Annotated in this window: 25 protein-coding genes; 24 read left to right on the forward strand and 1 reads right to left on the reverse strand. The window is 39.0% G+C overall.

Annotation, left to right across the window (positions count from 1 at the left end; translation table 11 throughout):
* Positions 1-20 precede the first annotated feature (20 nt).
* The 13 genes from AAV97_RS17265 (at position 21) to AAV97_RS21480 (ending at position 9,848) form a co-directional block, all read left to right on the forward strand.
* Complete coding sequence (locus AAV97_RS17265; RefSeq protein ID WP_046761226.1) at positions 21-1,337, forward strand: DUF2213 domain-containing protein; 1,317 nt, start codon at positions 21-23, stop codon at positions 1,335-1,337.
* Positions 1,338-1,339: 2 nt separating this feature from the next.
* Positions 1,340-1,816, forward strand: coding sequence for a hypothetical protein (locus AAV97_RS17270; RefSeq protein ID WP_046761227.1), 477 nt, complete (start codon positions 1,340-1,342; stop codon positions 1,814-1,816).
* Between the two features lie 64 nt (positions 1,817-1,880).
* On the forward strand, positions 1,881-2,909 hold the full coding sequence (locus tag AAV97_RS17275) for a DUF2184 domain-containing protein (protein WP_046761305.1): 1,029 nt from the start codon (positions 1,881-1,883) through the stop codon (positions 2,907-2,909).
* Positions 2,910-2,918: 9 nt separating this feature from the next.
* Positions 2,919-3,293, forward strand: a complete 375-nt coding sequence (locus AAV97_RS17280) for an STY1053 family phage-associated protein (protein ID WP_046761228.1) — start codon at positions 2,919-2,921, stop codon at positions 3,291-3,293.
* Positions 3,294-3,295: 2 nt separating this feature from the next.
* Entirely contained in the window at positions 3,296-3,700 is a 405-nt protein-coding gene (locus AAV97_RS17285) for a DUF4054 domain-containing protein (RefSeq protein ID WP_046761229.1), read from the forward strand.
* A complete protein-coding gene (locus AAV97_RS17290) occupies positions 3,697-4,194 on the forward strand; it encodes a hypothetical protein (RefSeq protein ID WP_046761230.1) in 498 nt (165 codons plus the stop codon). The genes AAV97_RS17285 and AAV97_RS17290 overlap by 4 nt, the downstream gene beginning before the upstream one ends.
* Positions 4,187-4,555, forward strand: a complete 369-nt coding sequence (locus AAV97_RS17295) for a hypothetical protein (protein ID WP_155769262.1) — start codon at positions 4,187-4,189, stop codon at positions 4,553-4,555. Before AAV97_RS17290 ends, AAV97_RS17295 begins: the two co-directional genes overlap by 8 nt.
* Before the next feature lie 2 nt (positions 4,556-4,557).
* On the forward strand, positions 4,558-5,094 hold the full coding sequence (locus AAV97_RS17300; RefSeq protein ID WP_046761231.1) for a hypothetical protein: 537 nt from the start codon (positions 4,558-4,560) through the stop codon (positions 5,092-5,094).
* A 9-nt stretch (positions 5,095-5,103) separates the two neighbouring features.
* Positions 5,104-6,225: a DUF3383 family protein gene (locus AAV97_RS17305; RefSeq protein WP_046761232.1), complete on the forward strand. Its 1,122-nt coding sequence runs from the start codon at positions 5,104-5,106 to the stop codon at positions 6,223-6,225.
* Positions 6,226-6,235: 10 nt separating this feature from the next.
* Positions 6,236-6,679, forward strand: a complete 444-nt coding sequence (locus tag AAV97_RS17310) for a phage structural protein (protein WP_046761233.1) — start codon at positions 6,236-6,238, stop codon at positions 6,677-6,679.
* A gap of 13 nt (positions 6,680-6,692) precedes the next feature.
* The gene (locus AAV97_RS17315; RefSeq protein ID WP_046761234.1) at positions 6,693-7,154 is read left to right on the forward strand and encodes a phage tail assembly chaperone; all 462 of its coding nucleotides are present in this window, start codon (positions 6,693-6,695) and stop codon (positions 7,152-7,154) included.
* A 56-nt stretch (positions 7,155-7,210) separates the two neighbouring features.
* Positions 7,211-7,339 (forward strand): DUF6889 family protein, encoded by a 129-nt coding sequence (locus AAV97_RS21560; RefSeq protein ID WP_265596885.1) that lies wholly within the window; start codon positions 7,211-7,213, stop codon positions 7,337-7,339.
* Positions 7,340-7,355: 16 nt separating this feature from the next.
* Positions 7,356-9,848: a cell wall hydrolase gene (locus AAV97_RS21480; protein ID WP_228136563.1), complete on the forward strand. Its 2,493-nt coding sequence runs from the start codon at positions 7,356-7,358 to the stop codon at positions 9,846-9,848.
* On the opposite strand, the gene AAV97_RS17330 is transcribed toward AAV97_RS21480, so the two are convergent.
* Entirely contained in the window at positions 9,845-10,186 is a 342-nt protein-coding gene (locus tag AAV97_RS17330; protein ID WP_046761235.1) for a lysozyme inhibitor LprI family protein, read from the reverse strand. The genes AAV97_RS21480 and AAV97_RS17330 overlap by 4 nt on opposite strands.
* Before the next feature lie 68 nt (positions 10,187-10,254).
* Here AAV97_RS17330 and AAV97_RS17335 point away from each other — a divergent pair, with 68 nt between their 5' ends.
* The 11 genes from AAV97_RS17335 to AAV97_RS17385 are packed head-to-tail and all read left to right on the forward strand — an operon-like array spanning position 10,255 to position 18,783.
* Entirely contained in the window at positions 10,255-10,671 is a 417-nt protein-coding gene (locus AAV97_RS17335; protein WP_046761236.1) for a hypothetical protein, read from the forward strand.
* Positions 10,672-10,673: 2 nt separating this feature from the next.
* Positions 10,674-10,973 carry a hypothetical protein gene (locus AAV97_RS17340; RefSeq protein ID WP_046761237.1) on the forward strand — a complete coding sequence of 100 codons (300 nt, stop codon included), beginning with the start codon at positions 10,674-10,676 and terminating at the stop codon, positions 10,971-10,973.
* Positions 10,974-11,017: 44 nt separating this feature from the next.
* Complete coding sequence (locus tag AAV97_RS17345; RefSeq protein WP_046761238.1) at positions 11,018-11,647, forward strand: phage baseplate protein; 630 nt, start codon at positions 11,018-11,020, stop codon at positions 11,645-11,647.
* Positions 11,648-11,649: 2 nt separating this feature from the next.
* Positions 11,650-11,949: a phage baseplate plug family protein gene (locus tag AAV97_RS17350; RefSeq protein WP_046761239.1), complete on the forward strand. Its 300-nt coding sequence runs from the start codon at positions 11,650-11,652 to the stop codon at positions 11,947-11,949.
* Entirely contained in the window at positions 11,946-12,944 is a 999-nt protein-coding gene (locus AAV97_RS17355; protein ID WP_046761240.1) for a baseplate hub protein, read from the forward strand. Before AAV97_RS17350 ends, AAV97_RS17355 begins: the two co-directional genes overlap by 4 nt.
* A complete protein-coding gene (locus AAV97_RS17360; RefSeq protein WP_046761241.1) occupies positions 12,944-13,618 on the forward strand; it encodes a Gp138 family membrane-puncturing spike protein in 675 nt (224 codons plus the stop codon). The genes AAV97_RS17355 and AAV97_RS17360 overlap by 1 nt, the downstream gene beginning before the upstream one ends.
* Before the next feature lie 31 nt (positions 13,619-13,649).
* Complete coding sequence (locus AAV97_RS17365; protein ID WP_046761242.1) at positions 13,650-14,006, forward strand: hypothetical protein; 357 nt, start codon at positions 13,650-13,652, stop codon at positions 14,004-14,006.
* Positions 14,006-15,187, forward strand: a complete 1,182-nt coding sequence (locus AAV97_RS17370) for a baseplate J/gp47 family protein (protein ID WP_046761243.1) — start codon at positions 14,006-14,008, stop codon at positions 15,185-15,187. Before AAV97_RS17365 ends, AAV97_RS17370 begins: the two co-directional genes overlap by 1 nt.
* A complete protein-coding gene (locus AAV97_RS17375; protein WP_046761244.1) occupies positions 15,180-15,773 on the forward strand; it encodes a DUF2612 domain-containing protein in 594 nt (197 codons plus the stop codon). Before AAV97_RS17370 ends, AAV97_RS17375 begins: the two co-directional genes overlap by 8 nt.
* Before the next feature lie 2 nt (positions 15,774-15,775).
* On the forward strand, positions 15,776-18,373 hold the full coding sequence (locus AAV97_RS21485; RefSeq protein ID WP_046761245.1) for a pyocin knob domain-containing protein: 2,598 nt from the start codon (positions 15,776-15,778) through the stop codon (positions 18,371-18,373).
* Positions 18,373-18,783 carry a hypothetical protein gene (locus AAV97_RS17385; protein ID WP_046761246.1) on the forward strand — a complete coding sequence of 137 codons (411 nt, stop codon included), beginning with the start codon at positions 18,373-18,375 and terminating at the stop codon, positions 18,781-18,783. The genes AAV97_RS21485 and AAV97_RS17385 overlap by 1 nt, the downstream gene beginning before the upstream one ends.
* Positions 18,784-18,796: the final 13 nt, after the last annotated feature.

An 18,796-nucleotide genomic window follows, 5' to 3' on the forward strand; every position in this document is an offset into this window, starting at 1 on the left:
GCCTATAGAAAGGTAAAACCATGTTTAAAAACAAACCGAAATCTAAAGCTACTGTAGATCGCTCAAACTTTTACACGACTGGTCAGATTGGTCGCACACGGGAAACCACACCTGAAGGTTATTTACTTTGCCGTGATGTTCCAATTGCACGTATAGGAAAGCTGATGTATGGCGATGGTGAGGTACCAGTCACAGCGGACAAGTCAGGCTTGATTATTATTGAGCGTGATGAAGATGTACTTTTTGATCCACGTACGATTGCTAGTTTTGAAGGTAAACCCGTCACGGATGATCATCCTGACGATTGGGTAAATCCTGAAAACTGGAAAGATTTATCAAAAGGCTCTGCAAATAATGTTCGCCGTGGTGATGATATTGATTCCGATTGTTTGGTTGCAGATCTTCTTATTACCGATAAAGCAACAATTGATGAGGTAATGGCTGGAAAGGTTGAAATCTCACTAGGTTACGATGCTGATTATACTGAAATTAGTATCGGGAAAGGGTTTCAAACAAATATTTTTGGAAATCACATCGCCTTGGTTCCTAAAGGGCGCTGTGGGTCACGTTGTAAAATTGGAGATAGCTTTATGGCTAAAAAGAAAATTAGTTTTGCTGATCGTATCCGCAATCTAGTTAAAACAAAGGATGCTGACGAGGCTGAGAAATTGGCTAAAGCAGTTGAAGATGAAGCGCCTGATATAAAAACTGAGGATGATGATCCTGAGGATGAATCTGGTACTCAAACTGGTGATGCTGCTTTTCAAAATGAAATGCGTAGTTTCATGAAAACCATGGATAAACGTATGTCAGCAATTGAAAAGAAAAAAACTAAAGATTCGGATGATCCTGAAAAGAAAACCGAGGATAACGATAATCCAGATGATGATCCAGAAAAAACTAAAGATGATATTTTAAAGGCTGAAGAAGCTGCAAAATTATCAGAACAAGGCGTTCAAAACCATACGGGTGACTCGTTAAAACAAGTATTGTCACGTGCCGAAATATTGGTGCCAGGCATTAAGTTGCCCACTATGGATAGTGCGAACAATGCTAAGGCTGTATTAAATGCAAAACGATCCGCCCTCAAACAAGCATTCACCACAACAGATGGTCAAAAAGCCATTTCACCATTTATTGGCGGCAATACAGATTTTGATGCAATGTCAGTTGCAACAATTGATGCTGCATTCATTGGTGCATCTGAGTTAATGAAACAGCAAAATAACTTAGCTGGTGTTCGTTCAGGGATTTCTACGCGTGATTTTGGTCGTGCGCCTGCATCACCTGCCGACATTAATGCCCGTAACCGTGAATTTTGGAAGAAAGGAAAATAATCATGGGTAATTCAATCTTATACCGTATGCCTTCAGGCATCCCAGGTGATGTGAGCCGAAAATCACATTCAACAATTGAAGCGCACCTTGCTAAAGGTAATTTTGGTGCATTTGGTGTCTTTGGTAAATTGACTGCCGATGGTTTTGTGCCACTTACAGCAGATGACACGAATGTTTACGGCTTAATTGTTCGCTCATACCCAACACAGTCAGCCTTAAACGGTATGGGTGCTGCAATTCCCCAATCAGGAATTATCCAAGATGTATTGCGCCGTGGCTATATGACTGTTCGTTGTAATGCAGGTAATGCCAAAACAGCAGGTTCAGTATTTGTTCGTGTAGCGGGAGGTACTGATCTTAAGCCGATTGGTGGCATTGAAGCGGTCGCAGATGCCACAAATACAATTGAATTGAAAAATGCCATGTTTATGCACGATGCAGATGCGCAAGGCAATGTAGAAATCTCATTTAATATCTAAAGTTTAGTTGATGTAAAACAAGGCGCTACAAGCGTCTATTTTTATGTCTGGAGAAAATAAAAATATGAGTAAATTACTCTTAGCCACTACCATGGCGCAGGCGGTAGCAATGGGCAATCCTATTCGTGCACGTACACGTGACAGTGGTATGGGAATGCGCACCTTTGATGCTCAGACAGTTGATAGCACTGGTGCTTTCTTACTAGGTGAATTAGAGCGCCTTGATCAAACGATGCACGATCCAATGGTGAGCGTAACATGGGGGCGTGATGTTGACTTGCGCTCTGATGTTTCGATTGCTGATGAAACTTCATCATTTACCAATTCTACCTTTGCTGCTGCAGGTGGCGCTTCACCCAATGGTAAATCATGGGTTGGTAAAAATACTGATGCAATTGCTGGTATTGCGCTAGATATTGGTAAAACCGCACAACCATTGACTTTATGGGCAATGCAGGTTGGTTGGACTATTCCAGAACTTGAGTCGGCACGAGCAGTCGGTCGTCCTGTTGATTCTCAAAAGTTATCAGGCTTACAGTTGAAGCATCAAATGGATATAGACGAACAAGTCTATATTGGTGATGGAATTGTCGGAGTAGAAGGCTTGCTTAACTCAAGTAAAGTCGGCGCAACCAACGTAAATAAAGGTTGGAAAACATCAACACCACAAGAAATTTTAGATGATGTAAATCTCATTTTAAATAATGCTTGGGTGGCATCCGGTTTTGCGGTATGTCCTGATAAGCTTTTATTACCACCTGTGCAGTTCAGCTTACTTACATCACGTATTGTGAGTGAAGCGGGTAACATTTCAATTCTCGAATTCCTAAAAGCAAACAGCTTAAGCAACTCGGTGAATGGTCGTCCTTTAGATATTCAACCGTCTAAATGGTGTGTTCAGCGTGGTGTGGGAGGTACGGATCGTATGATGACATACACGCAGTCAGAAAATCGTGTTCGTTTCCCTCTTGTACCATTACAACGTACACCAATTGAATATCGTGATTTACGTCAATTGACCACTTATTTTGGTCGTTTAGGTGCGATCGAGTGGGTCTACCCTGAAACTGCTTACTATGCTGATGGGCTTTAAGGAGTCGTTATGTCAAAGTTAGTTCAAATCCTTTTGTCAAAGCAGCTCACTGTAAACCTTGGTCGTGATGACCAAGGGGAAGCAAAAACTATAGTACTGCAACCCGGCTTGCAAGAAGTTGAGCAAGATATTGCAGAACATTGGTTTGTTAAGGCACATGCGCAGGCAATCACTCCGAGTGATGCACTCTCAAGCGAACTACAGGTTGCGCTTGATGCTGCAAATGCTGCAATAGAATCATTAACAGCACAATCCACTGCAGCGGACGCAATGATCGATGAATTAGAAAAGGCGAGTAAAGCCAAGGATAAAGAAATTGCAGATTTAAAAGTGCAATTAACTAAGGCTCAACAATCCACTGCAGCGGACGCGAAAGGCAAATAATCATGATCACCGAATTATCATTTCGTGAAGATATGCCAATGTTTGCTGATGCTAATGATTACCCTTCATATCAGTTTAATTTCTATCTAAAGCTTGGACTAAAACTGTTGCCTGAGTCTCGGTGGGGGAATCCTAACGATCCTGATAGTTTGATTGATTATGGACTGACTTTATTTATTGCTCACTATCTCACGCTGTTCAAGCGTGGGATGGATGCTGCGGGAATAGGTGGTGATGCGGGGAAAGTCGTAGGCAATGAAACATCCAAATCTGTAGACAGTGTTTCTAAATCTATGGACGTGTCAGGTGTATTAATCTCAGATGCGGGACATTGGAATATGACGACCTTTGGAATTCAGTTTTATGAACTGATGATGATGGCTGGCGCAGGTGGTATTCAATTATGAGTGTTACTTCAACAGGAAACGGATTACTCGATATTCTCAACGCTGTATCTGAACTATCGAAAACTGATGTTTTGGTGGGTGTTCCTCATGGTGAGGCTAGAACAGATGGAGACGGTATGACCAATGCTGCCATAGGATATTTACTCGAAACTGGTTCCCCAGCAATGAACTTACCCGCGCGACCTCATTTAATACCAGGTATTGAAGAAGTCCAAGACGTTATCACTGAAAAGCTAACTTGGGCTGTTGATGCTGCATTAACCGGCAACACCAAGCGAATGTATTTCTATCTTGAATCTGCGGGAATGAAAGCCACCATGAATGTTAAGCGGTTTATTAATGCGGGTGATTTTGCCCCATTAGCACCATTGACAATCAAAGGCCGTAAAGCTCGAGGGCGAAAGTCAGAAAAGCCATTAGTAGATACAGCTCAATACCGTAATTCACATACTTATGTTGTGATGCGTGGTGAGGAGGAAATTAAACGTGCCTAATCTTGATGTATCAGACGTTCTTCAAGATGCTGACTTTATGACGAAGGACCTTATTTGTAAGCGGATCGAGGTCGAAGTTGGAGAGAATGGGCGACCGATTAAAACTGAAAACAGTTTTAAATTTAGTGGCGTGGTGACAACAAATAGCGGTCAAAACATGGATCGTCGAGAAGATGGCACACTGATTAAAGGCGCAATAAATATTCACACCAAAACCCCATTAATAGCGGGCAGTAAAGGTCATCAAGCCGATGAGATTACATGGAAAGGCAAAGCTTACTATGTTGTCCAAGTGTTTGATAATTTGCATTACGGGAGTGGTTTCAATAAAGCTATCTGCGACTTAAAACCATTGGGGTGAACATGGGTGATTCTGCAACAGGTGGTTATATTCCACCAAGCGGAACAGTCGCCTATGACCAAGAATTAGAAGATATTTTTCAAGCTTTCATTGTGGGGATTACATCTCTACAAGGTCAGTACGTGCGCCCTCGATGGCAAGAAGATCCACCACCTATGCCCGCCGTTGGCGTGGACTGGTGTGGTTTTGCAGTTAAGGCGCTCACCTCAGATGATGGTCCTATGTTTGAACAGCATGACGAGGATATGGATTCTATACGCCACGAAACCCTAAAACTGTTTTTATCCTTTTATGGCCAACATGGGCAATCAATAGCAAATATCTTTAAAGATGGTCTAGGCATTCCGCAAAACATCGCTCAATTACGTGAGCACAAAATCAAATATATTGGGTGTGATGAAATTATCACCGCCCCCGATTTTCTAAACCAACAATATGTGCATCGTTATGACTTGGTCGCGACTTTTAGACGTAAGACCAAACGGACGTATGCGGTCAAAACATTCAAAAGTTTTCAAATTAAAACTCATCGAAATTAGGAGTCTTAAATGACATTACCTGTTTCTAATGTCGTCAATGTCAGCATTAGTCTTGCTGCATTAGCGGCTGGTCCACGTTCGTTCGGATCATTACTCATCTTAGGTTCAACCAGTGGTGTGATTGATAATATTGAGCGTATGCGCCAATACTCAAGCATCACCGATGTTGGCGAGGATTATGGCGTTGATGATCCTGAATACAAGGCAGCTTTAGCATACTTTGGTCAATCACCGAAACCACGCACCCTATATATTGGCTATTGGCACAAAGATGGCCAAACACCTGAAACCATCCAAACCGCAGTAACAGCATGTTTGGATTCGCTCAAATGGTATGGTTTGGTTGTGGCTTCTGACTTAACCGATGAACAAGTTTTATCTGTTGCCTCATTGATTGAAGCGGCTGATCCAGTACGAGCTTTTGGCTATACAACACAAGTTGAAGAAGCTACAAGCGCAATTAGCAAAACCGATATTGCTTACAAACTTTCAAATGCGAAGTACCGTCGTACCTTTTGTATTTTTTCCAGCACCAATGCTTATGCTGCAGCTTCAGTTTTTGGTCGTGCATTTAGCGTAAATTTTAACGGTACTAATACCACAATCACCCTTAAGTTTAAGCAATTGCCAGGTATTCCATCTGAAGATTTAAAAATCTCAGAAGCGAATGCATTGACGGCTAAGAACTGTAATGTTTTTGCAGGTTACGACAATGACACTGCCATCTTACAAGAAGGTGTGATGTGTGATGGAACGTTCATTGATGAGCTTCACGGCTTAGATTGGTTGCAAAATCATTTAGAAAACTCGCTGTGGAATCTGTATTACACCAGCACAACCAAAATTCCCCAAACTGCAGCTGGTGTGAATCGTCAATGTGGCGTACTTGAACGCGCATGCGAACAAGGGATGAATAACGGCTTGATGGGTGAAGGTCAGTGGAACGGTGACAGCTTTGGCGCATTGAACACAGGTGATTATCTGCCCAAAGGCTTTTATGTTTATGCCAATAGCTTAGATGATCAAGCTCAATCAGAGCGTGAAGCACGTAAAGCACCAGTATTTCAAATTGCAGCAAAATTGGCAGGTGCAACACACTTTGCCGATGTAGTTGTTTCAGTAAACCGTTAAGGAGCAGTTTATGTCTACTTATAGCTTTATGGACACTCAATGCTCTTTAACGAGCGCTGACGGTGTCATCGATCTTGGCTATGGCGCAGGTATTGCCGAGGAAGGTATTACCTTTGCAATGGCTGGCGATAAAAACACCATGACGATTGGTGCAGACGGTGAGGGTATGCATTCTTTGCATGCTGATAATTCGGGTCAGGTCACGATTCGTCTACTTAAAACTTCGTCAGCAAATGCCAAGCTGATGAACATTTACAACGCTCAGAAAGGCGTTACACGTAAATGGGGCAAAAATACCATCACTTTGAACCATTCAGGCTCAGGCGATAACCATACTGCGTCCAAATGTGCATTTAAGAAAATCCCTGATTATACCAATGCAAAGGCAGGGGCAATGGTTGAGTGGGTTTTTGATTCAATCAAAGTCGATATGAAATACGGCACTTATGAATAAGGTTTAAATATCAATGAATGAACTCATCACAATTGGTGAGCATGATTACACGATCGGGCGCTTAAATGCGCTCGATCAATTTCATGTGTCACGAAAAATAGCACCGATCGTTCCTACTCTGATGCCAATCATTTCTGAGGTGGCCAAAGCAGATCTTGATGCCATTATCGATTCTATCAAGGAAGGTAATAATGATGACCTTGATGATTTAGAGCCTTTAGCACAAGCCTTAGAGCCATTGATGGATGCATTCTCTAAAATGCCTGAAGAGGATGTAAATTACATCATTCACAAATGCTTATCTGTTGTGAAACGTGGTTCATCTGTCGTGTGTCGTGGTCAATCGATTATGTTTGATGATCTCGACATGGTGCAGATCCTTCCACTTGTTGTTGCTGTGATTCGTGTCAGCTTGGGAAATTTTATTCAAGGACTGCTTATGAAGGCATCGAGCATTCAGGAACAGTCCACATAGATTTTAAAAGTCTTCCAGATAAAGAAGATTGGCTCTTACGTCCTGTAATAAAAGGCATGTGCAAGTTTGAATCCTTAAAAAATGGCAAGGTTGATTTGGCAGATATTGCATTGATGAACGATGCTCTTGATGTAGTTGCTGACAATGAATATTTAATCATTGAAGAGCGTGAAAAAGAAAAGTAAATAATTAGGTGGTTTCATGGCTGAAGAAGGTGTAATTCGCAACTTCATGGTTGCATTAGGTTTTAAAACTGATAATACCGGTTTGGGGCAAATGCAGGATGCAATGGGGCGTATAGAGCTTAAATCAGCTTCGCTTAAAGTTGCTCTTTTGACTTTAGCGACTGGTGCAGTTATAGCCGTGCGTCAAACTGCAAGTGAGCTAGATAAGCTTTACTTTTCTTCACAGCGCATAGGTGCAAGCGCAACCAACATTACTGCTTTTGGTAATGCCATTAGTCAAATGGGTGGTAATGCCGAAAGCGCTATTGGCACATTAGAATCGTTAGCTGAAAAAATGCGTAATTCACCCGGTTACGAGGGAATGATTAACAGCCTTGGCGTGAATACAAAACAAGCCAATGGCGAGATGCGCGATCGTGTCGATGTAATGAAGGATCTAAGTGGTGTGCTTGCTCAAATGCCAGCATATCAAGCTAATGCTTATGCCAATTCATTAGGTATTGATCAAAATACCTTGTTGGCCATGCGTGATGGTAAGTTTGTATCGAACATGGAGAAATACCAAAAGATACAAGAACAGCTTGGCATGAATGATGATTTGACCAAATCAGGCAATGATTTCATGACTGAATACCGTGACTTAACAATGGTCACGAAAACAGGCTTTCAAGTCATTGTGATGCAGGCGGGTAAAGCCCTTATTCCAATATTGCGTTTACTTAACCAATTGATTCAAGCGGGTATATCAGCATTCAGTCAGTTAAATCCTGAAATAAAGCAGATGCTAGGTGTAGGGTTACGCTTTGGCATGTTGGTATTGGTATTAGGTGGATTCATCAAGACTTTTGGAATGCTATTTAAGTTCATTCCGATGATAAAAAGCTTTATAGGCGTATTAAAACTATTCCGTTTGGCTTTCCTTGCTTCACCGATTGGCATCATTTTAGCTTTAGCTGCAGCATTGGCCTTACTCTATGATGACTACAAAACATGGCGTGATGGTGGCAAGTCATTATTTGATTGGTCTAAATGGACCAATGGAATCGAAACCATCATCAATAAGATAAAAGACTTTTTAGATTTGCTCGATAAGATCAAAGATAAAGTTATTAACTTTGTTCAAAAGATTATTTCAGATCCAGTCAGTGCTGTTCAGGAAGTTGTCGAAACTACAAAAGATGTTTTATCTAATGTAGGCAATGAACTGGCTAATCCCACTCCAGATGAAAATGGGGAAGTTTCTGCCCCACGTGATGCTATTGCTAATGGGATGGATGCAGGTTTTGGATTAATTGATAAAGGGTTAGCTTTCTTTGGTGATAAAGATGCTCAAACTCGGGTAGATCAACGTGAACGTGGTGAAATCGGTTATCAATCACAACCAAAGATCGAAACTCCTAAGAATGCTAAAGATTTAGCTAAATTTGCCGAAAATGCACAACAGCCAAATAAACCGCAAACTATAAAACCTAATAGTTCTGCAGCTTTACAACCTACCATTCCTCAGATTCCTAAACCTGCTAATATTGAACAACCACTGAATAAGGATAAATCATCTTTTATTAATGGCTTACAAGACAATATTCAAAAAGGAATTAATGCTGTAGTGGGTGTGGCTACCTTGGCTCAGAATGTAGTTAAGGACAGTGTAGGCGTTAATCAAACGGAATTTACTAACAGTACACTACATCTTTCGAAACAGGATATTGAAGATTTAATTAAAGTCACTTCTACTGAAGTTGTTCCATCACTTAAAGGTGAGGCATTTACCAAACAAACTCATGGTGTAGTGGATACAATCTTAAATCGTGTAGTTTCAGGAAAATGGGGTAAAACAGTTCGTGATGTAGCGAATGCTAATAGGCAATTTACAAAAATCACAGGTCCAAAATCGTATAAAACTAAAACAGGTAAAGTTATTAAACTAAATCCTTACGGATCAGTACAAAATATGCCGACGAAACATATTAACCCTAAAGTAAAAGCAGAGGTGATGAGTTATTTAGAAGAAAGGGCTAATGGTCAAAAATCTAGCGTAGGTGGACATCTGAATTATGCTAACCCTTATGTGTCAGATATGAAAAATAGAAAGGCTTGGGTTGATGCATTTTATAAAAAAGCGGTAGAGAATAATTTAGTTTTTGGTTCAGGGAAAAATGTTCATGGGCATGGGACTACTAATGACTTGAAAAAGTTTATACCCAAACCTTTTAATATTTCATTAAATCAACCTGAAACCAAAACAAATTATATTAACGATCGCAAAAACTTATTTTCAGGTTTTACACTTCAAAATATTGGAACACCTGTTAAAAATCCTGAAAAATCTCATATCAATAGCATTAATTCAAAAATGTCTGCTTCAAATGTGACAATTCATCAAGAATTTAAAACTGATATGACGATTAACGGAGCTAAAGAACCTATCGAGTCAGCTAACGCTGTAAAGCGTCAGCAAGAAAATTCAATGACGGTTATGGCAAGAAATGCGAAAAGTTTTCTTGTTTAATCAAGTTGATTGTTAATAAACTCAATACGTTGTTGAGTAAGGTCTGCTTGGCAAGCTAAAGAGTATGCTGTAGATGCTGGACTATGATCAGTATTTACTGCAATAAAATCCCCGCACTGGATATCTTTATAACTAACCCAAGCATTTTGAGATTTTTTTAATTCTTCTTTAGCTTGTGTTTGTTTGTGTAGTTTTGCATAAGAAGATTGCATTTGTTTATTTAGATCATTTAAATCATCCGATAAACATTTTTGGACTTCAAAAGACGTTTTTGGATCTTCACAATCCGCCCAAGCCCCGCCACTAACTAAAATGGTAAGTAGGAGTAGTTTTTTCATATCAAAAGTTCCTTGATTTTTATCAAATAAGCATCATTTTATAGATTTATAGTTCAGAGGTTAGTATCATGCAACATTATATAAAAGTAAATAATGGGGCTTTTGAAAGCTTTATGGATTACATTCAACATGTTTTACAGAGTGCAAAATCCTTTGGCTCTAAATCTTCTATTTTAAGTATTCTTGCATGGGTGTTGGCTATACTAGTTGGAGCATTAACTGCTTCATATTTAGTTAAAGCTCCAACATTAATTTCAGTAGGACTATTTGCATTAATATTTTTAATCATAATTGCAATTTTGATAGCTTTCTTTTATTGCTTATTTACAGGTAAAACTGACTTTCTAAGAAGTGAAAAGTTTAATCTTGAGAAATTAGCAATCGAGAAACAGTCCTCAAGCGATAGTTTGATAGATGTTCATTCATCACCAAAAAGCCTTCCGAATACTGTAAAAGTTATTGAACCTGTTCAGGAGGAACAATAATAATGAAACGTAGATACATTGTTTGTTTTGACGATTTAAGCCCTGATCAAGAAAAACTAGTTACCAATTACATGAAAGAAAAGAAATTAGCATGGTGGCATTGGATTGGTGATACTTGGTTTGCGGTTGATTCATTAGGTAAATATTCAGCAGCAATTGTTCGTGACGATTTAATGGCTATTGTGAAAGAGAGATTGATAGTAATTGAGTTAAATGAAGAAAAAGATACTTGGGCAGGTGTTAGAGTTAAAGATCCAGAAAAGAAAATGTTTACATGGTTTAAAAATGTATGGAAAAAGTAAAATTTTCATAAGCCTCCTTCGGGAGGTTTTTTTATAGGTGAAATATGTCAATAAACTCAATCTTAAATACTGCACTCGGTACTGTTGCGGCATCACCTTTAACAGAAATTGCAGGCTCATTATTACTTGCTGGTCGTGGGCGAACAATCATGGGGCTTTTCGCTGATGTGACGATTGAAGAAAAGCACAAAGACGAATTGCAAATCACTGAGCATCCAACAGAAGTCGGTTCGCCTATGTCTGACCATGCCTATAAAGAACCTCCTGAAGTAACAATTAAGGTTGGATGGTCAGAAAGTGCAGGCAAGTTAAATGGTCTAGTTGGTGATTCACTGCTATCTGAAACAACTGGGCTTGTGGCTGTATATGAAACACTGCAACAGCTTCAAAACTTAAAGCAACTTTTGGTAATTTCTACAGGTAAACGCCTTTATAGCAATATGTTAATCAAGTCGCTTGGATGCACAACGGACTTACAAACAGAAAATGTTTTGATGATCGAAATGACGCTTAAAAAAGTCTTTTTAGTTCAATCTTCTGAAACTAGTGTTTTGCTTGATGAACAAACAAACCCAGCTTCATCCGCAGGGGTCTCCAATGGTGGAACAGTTCAGGCGACACCAGAAAATGAATCTGTTTTAAGTAAGATTGCTACTGGTATTTTTGGGAGTTAATTATGGGCTTATATAAAATCCCTTTAGGAGTAGGAAATCAAAAGTTTATTGTTCAGCTGAATAAAATTACCTATAAATTGCAACTCATTTTTCGCTTAGATTGTTGGTACTTGGATGTATTGGATAGCTCAGAAAATCCGATCATTTCAGGTTTGGCGATGAATCCAAATATAGATTTGCTTGAGCAGCATCAACACTTAATCAAAGGTTCATTCTTCGCAACCAATTCAAATAAAAATGAGTCACAAGGATTTTTCGATCTAGGCTCTAAAATCCAATTATATTGGAGAGATCCGACATGACATTACAATGGGAGCGTAAGTGTAAGCTCACAGTGCAAATCGAAGATGGTCAACCTGAAGCATTAGACTTATCTGATTTCAAAATTGTATTTCATATTGGTCAGGCGACGACCTCTACACCTAAGGCAGCAGAATTTTATATCTACAACATGAGCGAATCTACTATGAACCGCTTGGCAGGTATGAATAGTGAGAAAGTAAATAGCACTGTCATTTTTGAATGTGGTTACATGCTTGGTCCTTTGGAAGTTGTCTTTAAAGGTCGAGTTTTTCAATATCGCCGTGGACGAGATAATCCAACAGATACCTGGTTGTGTATTCTTGCCCAATCTGGTGATCGATTAAAAAGTGCTGCATTGGTCAGCCAAACGTTATCTGCAGGTACAACCATCAATGATATTGGTAATTTTTTGGTGGATGAAGCAGGTAAGCATGGTGTTGAAAAAGGGGATGTAGTTGATTTAAGAAGCCAACAATACCCGCGTGGTCGTGTTTTCTTTGGACCACTCGAAGACAATTTGAGGCAGTTCTATGAAGAAAATAACATGCTGATTGACTTCTCAGATGACAATCTCAATGTAGTACCAATTAAAGGGTATATTCCCGTACCAGTGCAAATTCTTACGCCTAGAACTGGCATGGTTGGTATTCCTCAACTCACCAGTGAAGGCTTAAAAGTTTCTTGCTTGTTAAACCCTAAAATGAAATGGGGTGGTCGTGTTCAAGTTGATATGAGCAACTTACAAACAGAAGCCTATGACATTACATACGGCAGTCAAAAAGTTGATCAGCCACAAAAGGATCCTAGAACGGCCACCAATGCAGGTGGCCTTTTTCTTATAAGATCCGTTGAGCATCATGGCGATACAAGGGGCAATGATTGGTACACCGATTTAGTCTGTATAGGTATTGACTCTGTTGTGCCAAAAACTGGCATCACGATTGATGCTGTAGATGAAAATTGGAGACCAACTCAAACAGAAGGGGCTACTTAATGGCATTAAGTTTTAATGAGCTTGCACCAGATCAATTATCCATTGTACGAGATGCGATAAGAGCCGAATTGGCAAACTTCTGGACAGCCTTACCATGTGAAATTGATAGTTACGATTCAGAAGCGGTCACAGTTAATGTACAGCCTTTGATTAAAATACCAGTAATGACAAGAACGGGTGAGATTGAAACAGTTGAAATGCCGGTGATTGAAGATGTACCGGTAATGTTTCCGTGCGCAGGTGGCTTTACGATCACACATCCCATTAAGAAAGGTGATGAATGTTTAGTCTCATTTGCAGATCGAAATATTGATTTGTGGTGGCAGTCAGGGGGTATTCAAAATCCTTTTGATATGCGAAAGCATGATTTATCAGATGGATTTGCTTTTTTTAGACCTCAATCACAAACAAAAAAAATCAGCGATATTTCTACAGATAATCTTGAGATTCGTAATGATGCGAACACTTGCAAGATTCAAATCACACCAGGTGGAGAAATTCATTTTCTGGGCTCAAAAGCGGTTTTTCATTGTGATGTGGAGATGAATGAAACTTTGACAGTGACGGGTATTATCAAATCGCTTTCTGATGTTATTGCTAAAGTGATCAGTTTATTTAGCCACAAACATGGTGGAGTCAAGTCGGGTGGTGATGAATCAGCTGGACCAAAATAGAAAATAGGAGGGCGCGAAAGCGTCTTTTTTTATGCGCTATAGAAAACAAGATGAACAAGGTGATTACAGCTTTGGATCAGGACTAAATGATTTTCATATTGATCGTGCTGAAGCTATCGCCCAAGCAATAGAAACACGGCTCAAGTTATGGGTAGGTGAGTGGTTTGCCGATACATCAGATGGCACAGGTTGGTCACAAGCCATTTTAGGAAAACAGTCTAAGAATCTTTATGAATTGACTTTACGCCAACGAGTTTTAGAAACTTATGGGGTAACTTCAATTGAGACGTTTCAAAGCTCATTAGACCGTGAAACAAGACGATTAACGGTATCCATGACCGTGAATACTATTTATGGCCAAACAACAGTATCGGGGGCTTACGACTAATGGCACTAACTACAATAGCACCTGTCATTAATGAAAGTGGAATAAGTGCACCAACTTATGATCAGATCCTTGCGTATTTCAAACAGCAGTACAGGAATATTTATGGCAATGATGTATATCTTGAAAATGACAGTTTAGACGGTCAGTTTTTGGGGGTACTATCTTTAGCCCTTAACGATGTTAATGCGGTCTGTGTTAAAACTTATAACTCATTTAGCCCGAAAACTGCGGACACAGAAGCCTTAACACGCAATGTTAAAATTAATGGCATCACACGTGCTTTAGCGACATTCTCTACTGTTGATGTGACAATATCAGGAGTATCAGGAACACTAATTAAAGCAGGAATTGTTGGCGACACCAATAACAATAAGTGGATATTACCTGCGAACATCACTATACCGCAGTCAGGCTCTATCATTGTTTCTGCAATAGCTGAAAATGCAGGGGCAGTTTTAGCATCTGCAAATACAATAAAAACAATCTTGAACCCTACACGTGGTTGGCAAAGCGTAAATAATCAGAACTCGTCATCTATAGGTCAAGATGCTGAAACCAATGCAAGACTGAGACAACGCCAAGCTTTATCAGTGGCTATTCCCTCTCAATCAATGCCTGAAGGATTGCGGGGAGCTATTCTTGATTTGCCGAATGTCACTCGATGTAAGTATTTTGAAAATAAGCAAACTGTCGCAGATGCAAACGGATTACCGCCTAAATCGCTTTGTGTGATTGCTTACGGGGGTGACTCTCAGGCGATTGGTAATTTAATTCATAAATACAAGTCTATGGGTTGCGCTCTATACGGAAATACAAGCGTTACAGTAGTCAATGTCTACGGTGATGCAGAAACGATCAAGCTATATCGTCCAGATGTAGTCAACATCAATTTCAAGCTTCAAATCACAACAAATGAATCTTATAGCGCAGATACAGCAGACTCTATTCGTAAGTTGCTCGCTGAGTATGTCAATGCTTTAGATATTGGTGACAAGATTACGCAAAATAAATTAATTGGTGCTGCCAATCTCTATGGTGCAGAACAAAGCCAAACCTATGAGGTTTCTTCAATCATTATTGTGGCCAACAACGTTGAATATATGAATGACTATATTTTGCCATTTGGTTGCGTAGCCTTTTGTGATCCATCGTTAATTCAAATCGAGGTGACAAGTGGATGATAAAAAGATTGGTGATTATAGAAAACTAATTACTAGTCAACATCGTTTAAAGCCTAAATATATTGCAATGATTGAAGCAGTCAATTCCCCGTTAGTTGACTGCTTTAATTTTTTGAATAATTTACACAGCCACTATGATGTTGACACCGCGACAGATCCTTATCTAGAAACTTTAGCGCGTTGGACTGGAACGCCGCTAATTATTCCTGGTGCAGCACAGCTTGAATATTTCGGCTTTATTGATCAAGAAAATGCGCTGACGTTTGGTGAGACAGATGATCCAAGTATTGGCGGTTATTTTAGGGAATCTGGTCAATCTGGAACGGGTGGATTAATCCCGAAAGGGCAATTTTTAAGAAATTTAATTAAGGCAAAGATTCTCAAAAATATCAGTACTGGAAATATAGACCAGACAAAAGCAATTTTAAAACTTGTTCTAAATCATGAGCATTTCAAAGTCATTGATAACAAAGATATGTCAGTCACTTTTAAATTTTTAACGCGAGAATCCTATAGCGACAAAATTCTCGTTCTACTCTTTTTCCCATTGCCTGCGGGTGTATCACTTATTATTGAGAGCATGTAAAAATGGCAGTAAATAAACTACCTGAATTTGCCAAAAATGGGCAAAAAAATACTGATGGTTTAAATCAAGAAGATGGTTTTCCTGTAAACCTTAAACCTGCACGCCAGTGGTTTAACTATTTGTTTAACAAGCTAGCTTTAACTGTAAATCAAATCATTGATGAAGATTACATTCGTCATAATGAGATTGTTGATAACTTAACGACAGATGATTCAAAAAAACCACTCTCGGCAAAACAAGGAAAATATTTAGAGGATAATAAACTCAATAAAGCAATTAATATCCCTGTAAATGCTGATTTAAATAATTATAAAACTCAAGGAAGCTTCTTTGTCGATCTAGATGTTTATGCTGCAACTATTAAAAACAGTCCAACATGGTTATCTTTCACTCTACAAGTGGATATTACCGCAGGCGTCGTTCAAAGGCTAACGACTTACAATGGTGGTGGTACGAAACAATATATTCGATCTTATTATCAAGAGTGGTCAGAATGGTATGAAATTTATAGTAAGCTAAATCCTCAACCGACTGTAGACGCAATTGATGATCTAAATTCAAGTGATGCAAAAAAACCCTTATCAGCAAATCAAGGCAAAAAATTAAACGAAAAAAAGGTTGAAGTTGGAAACTCTTTTTTTGATTCATTTGCAAAAGATGTTGATTATTATCAAGATCATCTCACTGAGCAAACTTTTAAGACTTTTGATGATTTTCCACTTGGATCGCGTATTTTAGTTTCTAAAAATATAAATTTATTAAATGCACCCAATATTGCAGATGATTTTATTTATATTGAGACAAAAACAACTTACAAAAAAAATGCACCAGGGCGACTACAAATGGCTACTGGATATTCTTCTGGTGAAATCGCAGTACGTTCAGCACCTACAAATGCTAATTATGGTTCATGGAAAAATATAGCACATACCAATAGTAATGTTGCTTCAGCTACAAAATTGCAAACTGCTCGAAATATTACAATTGCAGGTGATGCAAATGGTACGACTTATTTTGATGGGACATCTAATGTTTCTATCAATATGGTTTTAGCAATGGCAAATACAAGTGCTGGTACTTATGGAGCGAACACATTACAAATTCCAGTATTTACAGTTGATAACAAAGGGAGAATTACAAGTGCTGGCAATAGAATGTTTCCTTCAGCTTCGACAACAGTACAAGGAGCAGTACAACTAAACAATACATTGACTAGTACTTCTGTAACTGAGGCGTTGACTGCAGCACAAGGAAAAACATTGTTTGATAGTAAACTGTCAAAATCAACAAAAATCTCCAGCGGTGATTTAAACCATTATCAGGAACCAGGACTGTATTGGTGTGATGCAGATGCTGAAGCAGCAACTATTCTAAATTTACCAACACCATTTGCTTTTTCACTCTTTGTAGAACGTCATGCAGGTGCAAAGCAAACATTTACTGAATACAACACAAATCGCACATTCATTAGACGGTTTTATAATGGGTCTTGGACATCTTGGAAAGAAATCGCATTCACCCAAGATCAGACATTTACAGGAACTACAAAATTCACTGGTGATATTCAAGTAGATGGTCCAGTCTATGCACAAAATTTTAGAAACGATGGTGACTTTTGGTTTGTTTCTAAAGATGGCGGTATAGCCAAAAGATTGCTTACAGGCGGTTTACTTATTTCTGATAGTTATTCTGATGCTGATAAAATCCCCAATTCAGGTATTTATTCTAAGGGTACCATTTTAACCTCAGGCGGCTTTTTTACAACACGCGCTGAAACAACAATTAGTAACAGTACAGGTAGATATTTATTTATCAACCAACAAAAGTGGGGTGCATTTGATCCAGCTACGGGCTATGTTCCATTATCTGTTGATTGTGGTGGTACAGGGAACGGACAAGGAATAGCTCCTTCTGCTTCAAAACTTCAAATTGCCAGAAATATCAATAATGTTCTATTTGATGGAACAGGTGATATTAATATTACAGCTCCTATGCGCTATCTAGGAAATGCAAATGATTCAACTTTAAACAGTTCTCTTGAAGATGGTTTTTATCTTGTTGCAGATAGTAATATCAGTGGATTCTATGGATATGGAATTTTAGAAGTTCGTAAAGCTGGAGCGACGATTCATCAAACTTATTACGCACATAATAAAAATGTAAATGGATCTGTGGCTGTCCGACAGTCTTGGAATGGCGGTCAAAACTTTACTGAATGGCGTTCATTAGATCCACAAGGTTCAGTGACGCTTTCAGGTCAACTCTCAGGAAGTGCGAGCTTTGATAATTACGGAAACGTAAATATTTCGGCTTCAGTAGTTCAAGGGCTTGGCATTAATCAAACGTGGCGCAATGTAACATCTCAACGTGCAGCCAATACAACATATACCAACAACAGATCCGTACCTATCAAAGTTGCTATTTATTTAGAGGCTGGGGGTAATAATGCTTATGCAAATATAAGTGTTGGAGGTGAGTTTCTATTTGCCTTTTCAAATACTACAGCCTGGGGCACATCGAGGGGTGGTGAGATTACAGTGCCTCCATATACAACTTACCGTGTTGATGGAACATTCACTAAATGGTCGGAGCTAACATAATGAAATATTTCAAAAAAAATGGTGAAGTTTTTGCATTCGAGAGTGACGGTTCACAAGATGAATTAATCACCAAAGAGTTTACAAAGATGACGAAAAGCGAAGTTGATCGTCATTTAAACCCTGAAAAATATTTATCAGATGAAGAGAAGCGTGACATCTTTTTAAAGACACTTACACCCCTGACTCGTCGACAATTCAAACTCGCATTACTCGAAAATGATTTGCTTGAAAAAGTTGAATCAACAATCGACAACATTCCAGACTTAACATTACGTAAACGTATGCAGATTGAATATACAGAGTCCGTAGAATTTCAACGACAATCAGAATCAGTGAATGCAATGTGTAAAATGCTTGAACTTAGCGAAGAACAAGTGGACCAACTTTGGCAGCAAGCTATGACGCTTTAAGTCTAAATATCAA

Source organism: Acinetobacter sp. Ag2 (genome assembly GCF_001005515.1).
Lineage (GTDB): Bacteria > Pseudomonadota > Gammaproteobacteria > Pseudomonadales > Moraxellaceae > Acinetobacter > Acinetobacter bereziniae.

Bases quoted from the DNA above. Each gene is read 5' to 3' on its own strand.
- AAV97_RS17370 (WP_046761243.1), top strand. From the start codon at position 14,006: ATGGCACTAACTACAATAGCACCTGTCATTAATGAAAGTGGAATAAGT.
- AAV97_RS17275 (WP_046761305.1), top strand. From the start codon at position 1,881: ATGAGTAAATTACTCTTAGCCACTACCATGGCGCAGGCGGTAGCAATG.
- AAV97_RS17300 (WP_046761231.1), top strand. From the start codon at position 4,558: ATGGGTGATTCTGCAACAGGTGGTTATATTCCACCAAGCGGAACAGTC.
- AAV97_RS17265 (WP_046761226.1), top strand. From the start codon at position 21: ATGTTTAAAAACAAACCGAAATCTAAAGCTACTGTAGATCGCTCAAAC.
- AAV97_RS17285 (WP_046761229.1), top strand. From the start codon at position 3,296: ATGATCACCGAATTATCATTTCGTGAAGATATGCCAATGTTTGCTGAT.
- AAV97_RS21480 (WP_228136563.1), top strand. From the start codon at position 7,356: ATGGCTGAAGAAGGTGTAATTCGCAACTTCATGGTTGCATTAGGTTTT.
- AAV97_RS17270 (WP_046761227.1), top strand. From the start codon at position 1,340: ATGGGTAATTCAATCTTATACCGTATGCCTTCAGGCATCCCAGGTGAT.
- AAV97_RS17355 (WP_046761240.1), top strand. From the start codon at position 11,946: ATGACATTACAATGGGAGCGTAAGTGTAAGCTCACAGTGCAAATCGAA.
- AAV97_RS17330 (WP_046761235.1), bottom strand. From the start codon at position 10,186: ATGAAAAAACTACTCCTACTTACCATTTTAGTTAGTGGCGGGGCTTGG.
- AAV97_RS17360 (WP_046761241.1), top strand. From the start codon at position 12,944: ATGGCATTAAGTTTTAATGAGCTTGCACCAGATCAATTATCCATTGTA.
- AAV97_RS17280 (WP_046761228.1), top strand. From the start codon at position 2,919: ATGTCAAAGTTAGTTCAAATCCTTTTGTCAAAGCAGCTCACTGTAAAC.
- AAV97_RS17335 (WP_046761236.1), top strand. From the start codon at position 10,255: ATGCAACATTATATAAAAGTAAATAATGGGGCTTTTGAAAGCTTTATG.
- AAV97_RS17340 (WP_046761237.1), top strand. From the start codon at position 10,674: ATGAAACGTAGATACATTGTTTGTTTTGACGATTTAAGCCCTGATCAA.
- AAV97_RS21560 (WP_265596885.1), top strand. From the start codon at position 7,211: ATGTGCAAGTTTGAATCCTTAAAAAATGGCAAGGTTGATTTGGCAGAT.
- AAV97_RS21485 (WP_046761245.1), top strand. From the start codon at position 15,776: ATGGCAGTAAATAAACTACCTGAATTTGCCAAAAATGGGCAAAAAAAT.
- AAV97_RS17305 (WP_046761232.1), top strand. From the start codon at position 5,104: ATGACATTACCTGTTTCTAATGTCGTCAATGTCAGCATTAGTCTTGCT.
- AAV97_RS17290 (WP_046761230.1), top strand. From the start codon at position 3,697: ATGAGTGTTACTTCAACAGGAAACGGATTACTCGATATTCTCAACGCT.
- AAV97_RS17345 (WP_046761238.1), top strand. From the start codon at position 11,018: ATGTCAATAAACTCAATCTTAAATACTGCACTCGGTACTGTTGCGGCA.
- AAV97_RS17310 (WP_046761233.1), top strand. From the start codon at position 6,236: ATGTCTACTTATAGCTTTATGGACACTCAATGCTCTTTAACGAGCGCT.
- AAV97_RS17315 (WP_046761234.1), top strand. From the start codon at position 6,693: ATGAATGAACTCATCACAATTGGTGAGCATGATTACACGATCGGGCGC.
- AAV97_RS17350 (WP_046761239.1), top strand. From the start codon at position 11,650: ATGGGCTTATATAAAATCCCTTTAGGAGTAGGAAATCAAAAGTTTATT.
- AAV97_RS17365 (WP_046761242.1), top strand. From the start codon at position 13,650: ATGCGCTATAGAAAACAAGATGAACAAGGTGATTACAGCTTTGGATCA.
- AAV97_RS17385 (WP_046761246.1), top strand. From the start codon at position 18,373: ATGAAATATTTCAAAAAAAATGGTGAAGTTTTTGCATTCGAGAGTGAC.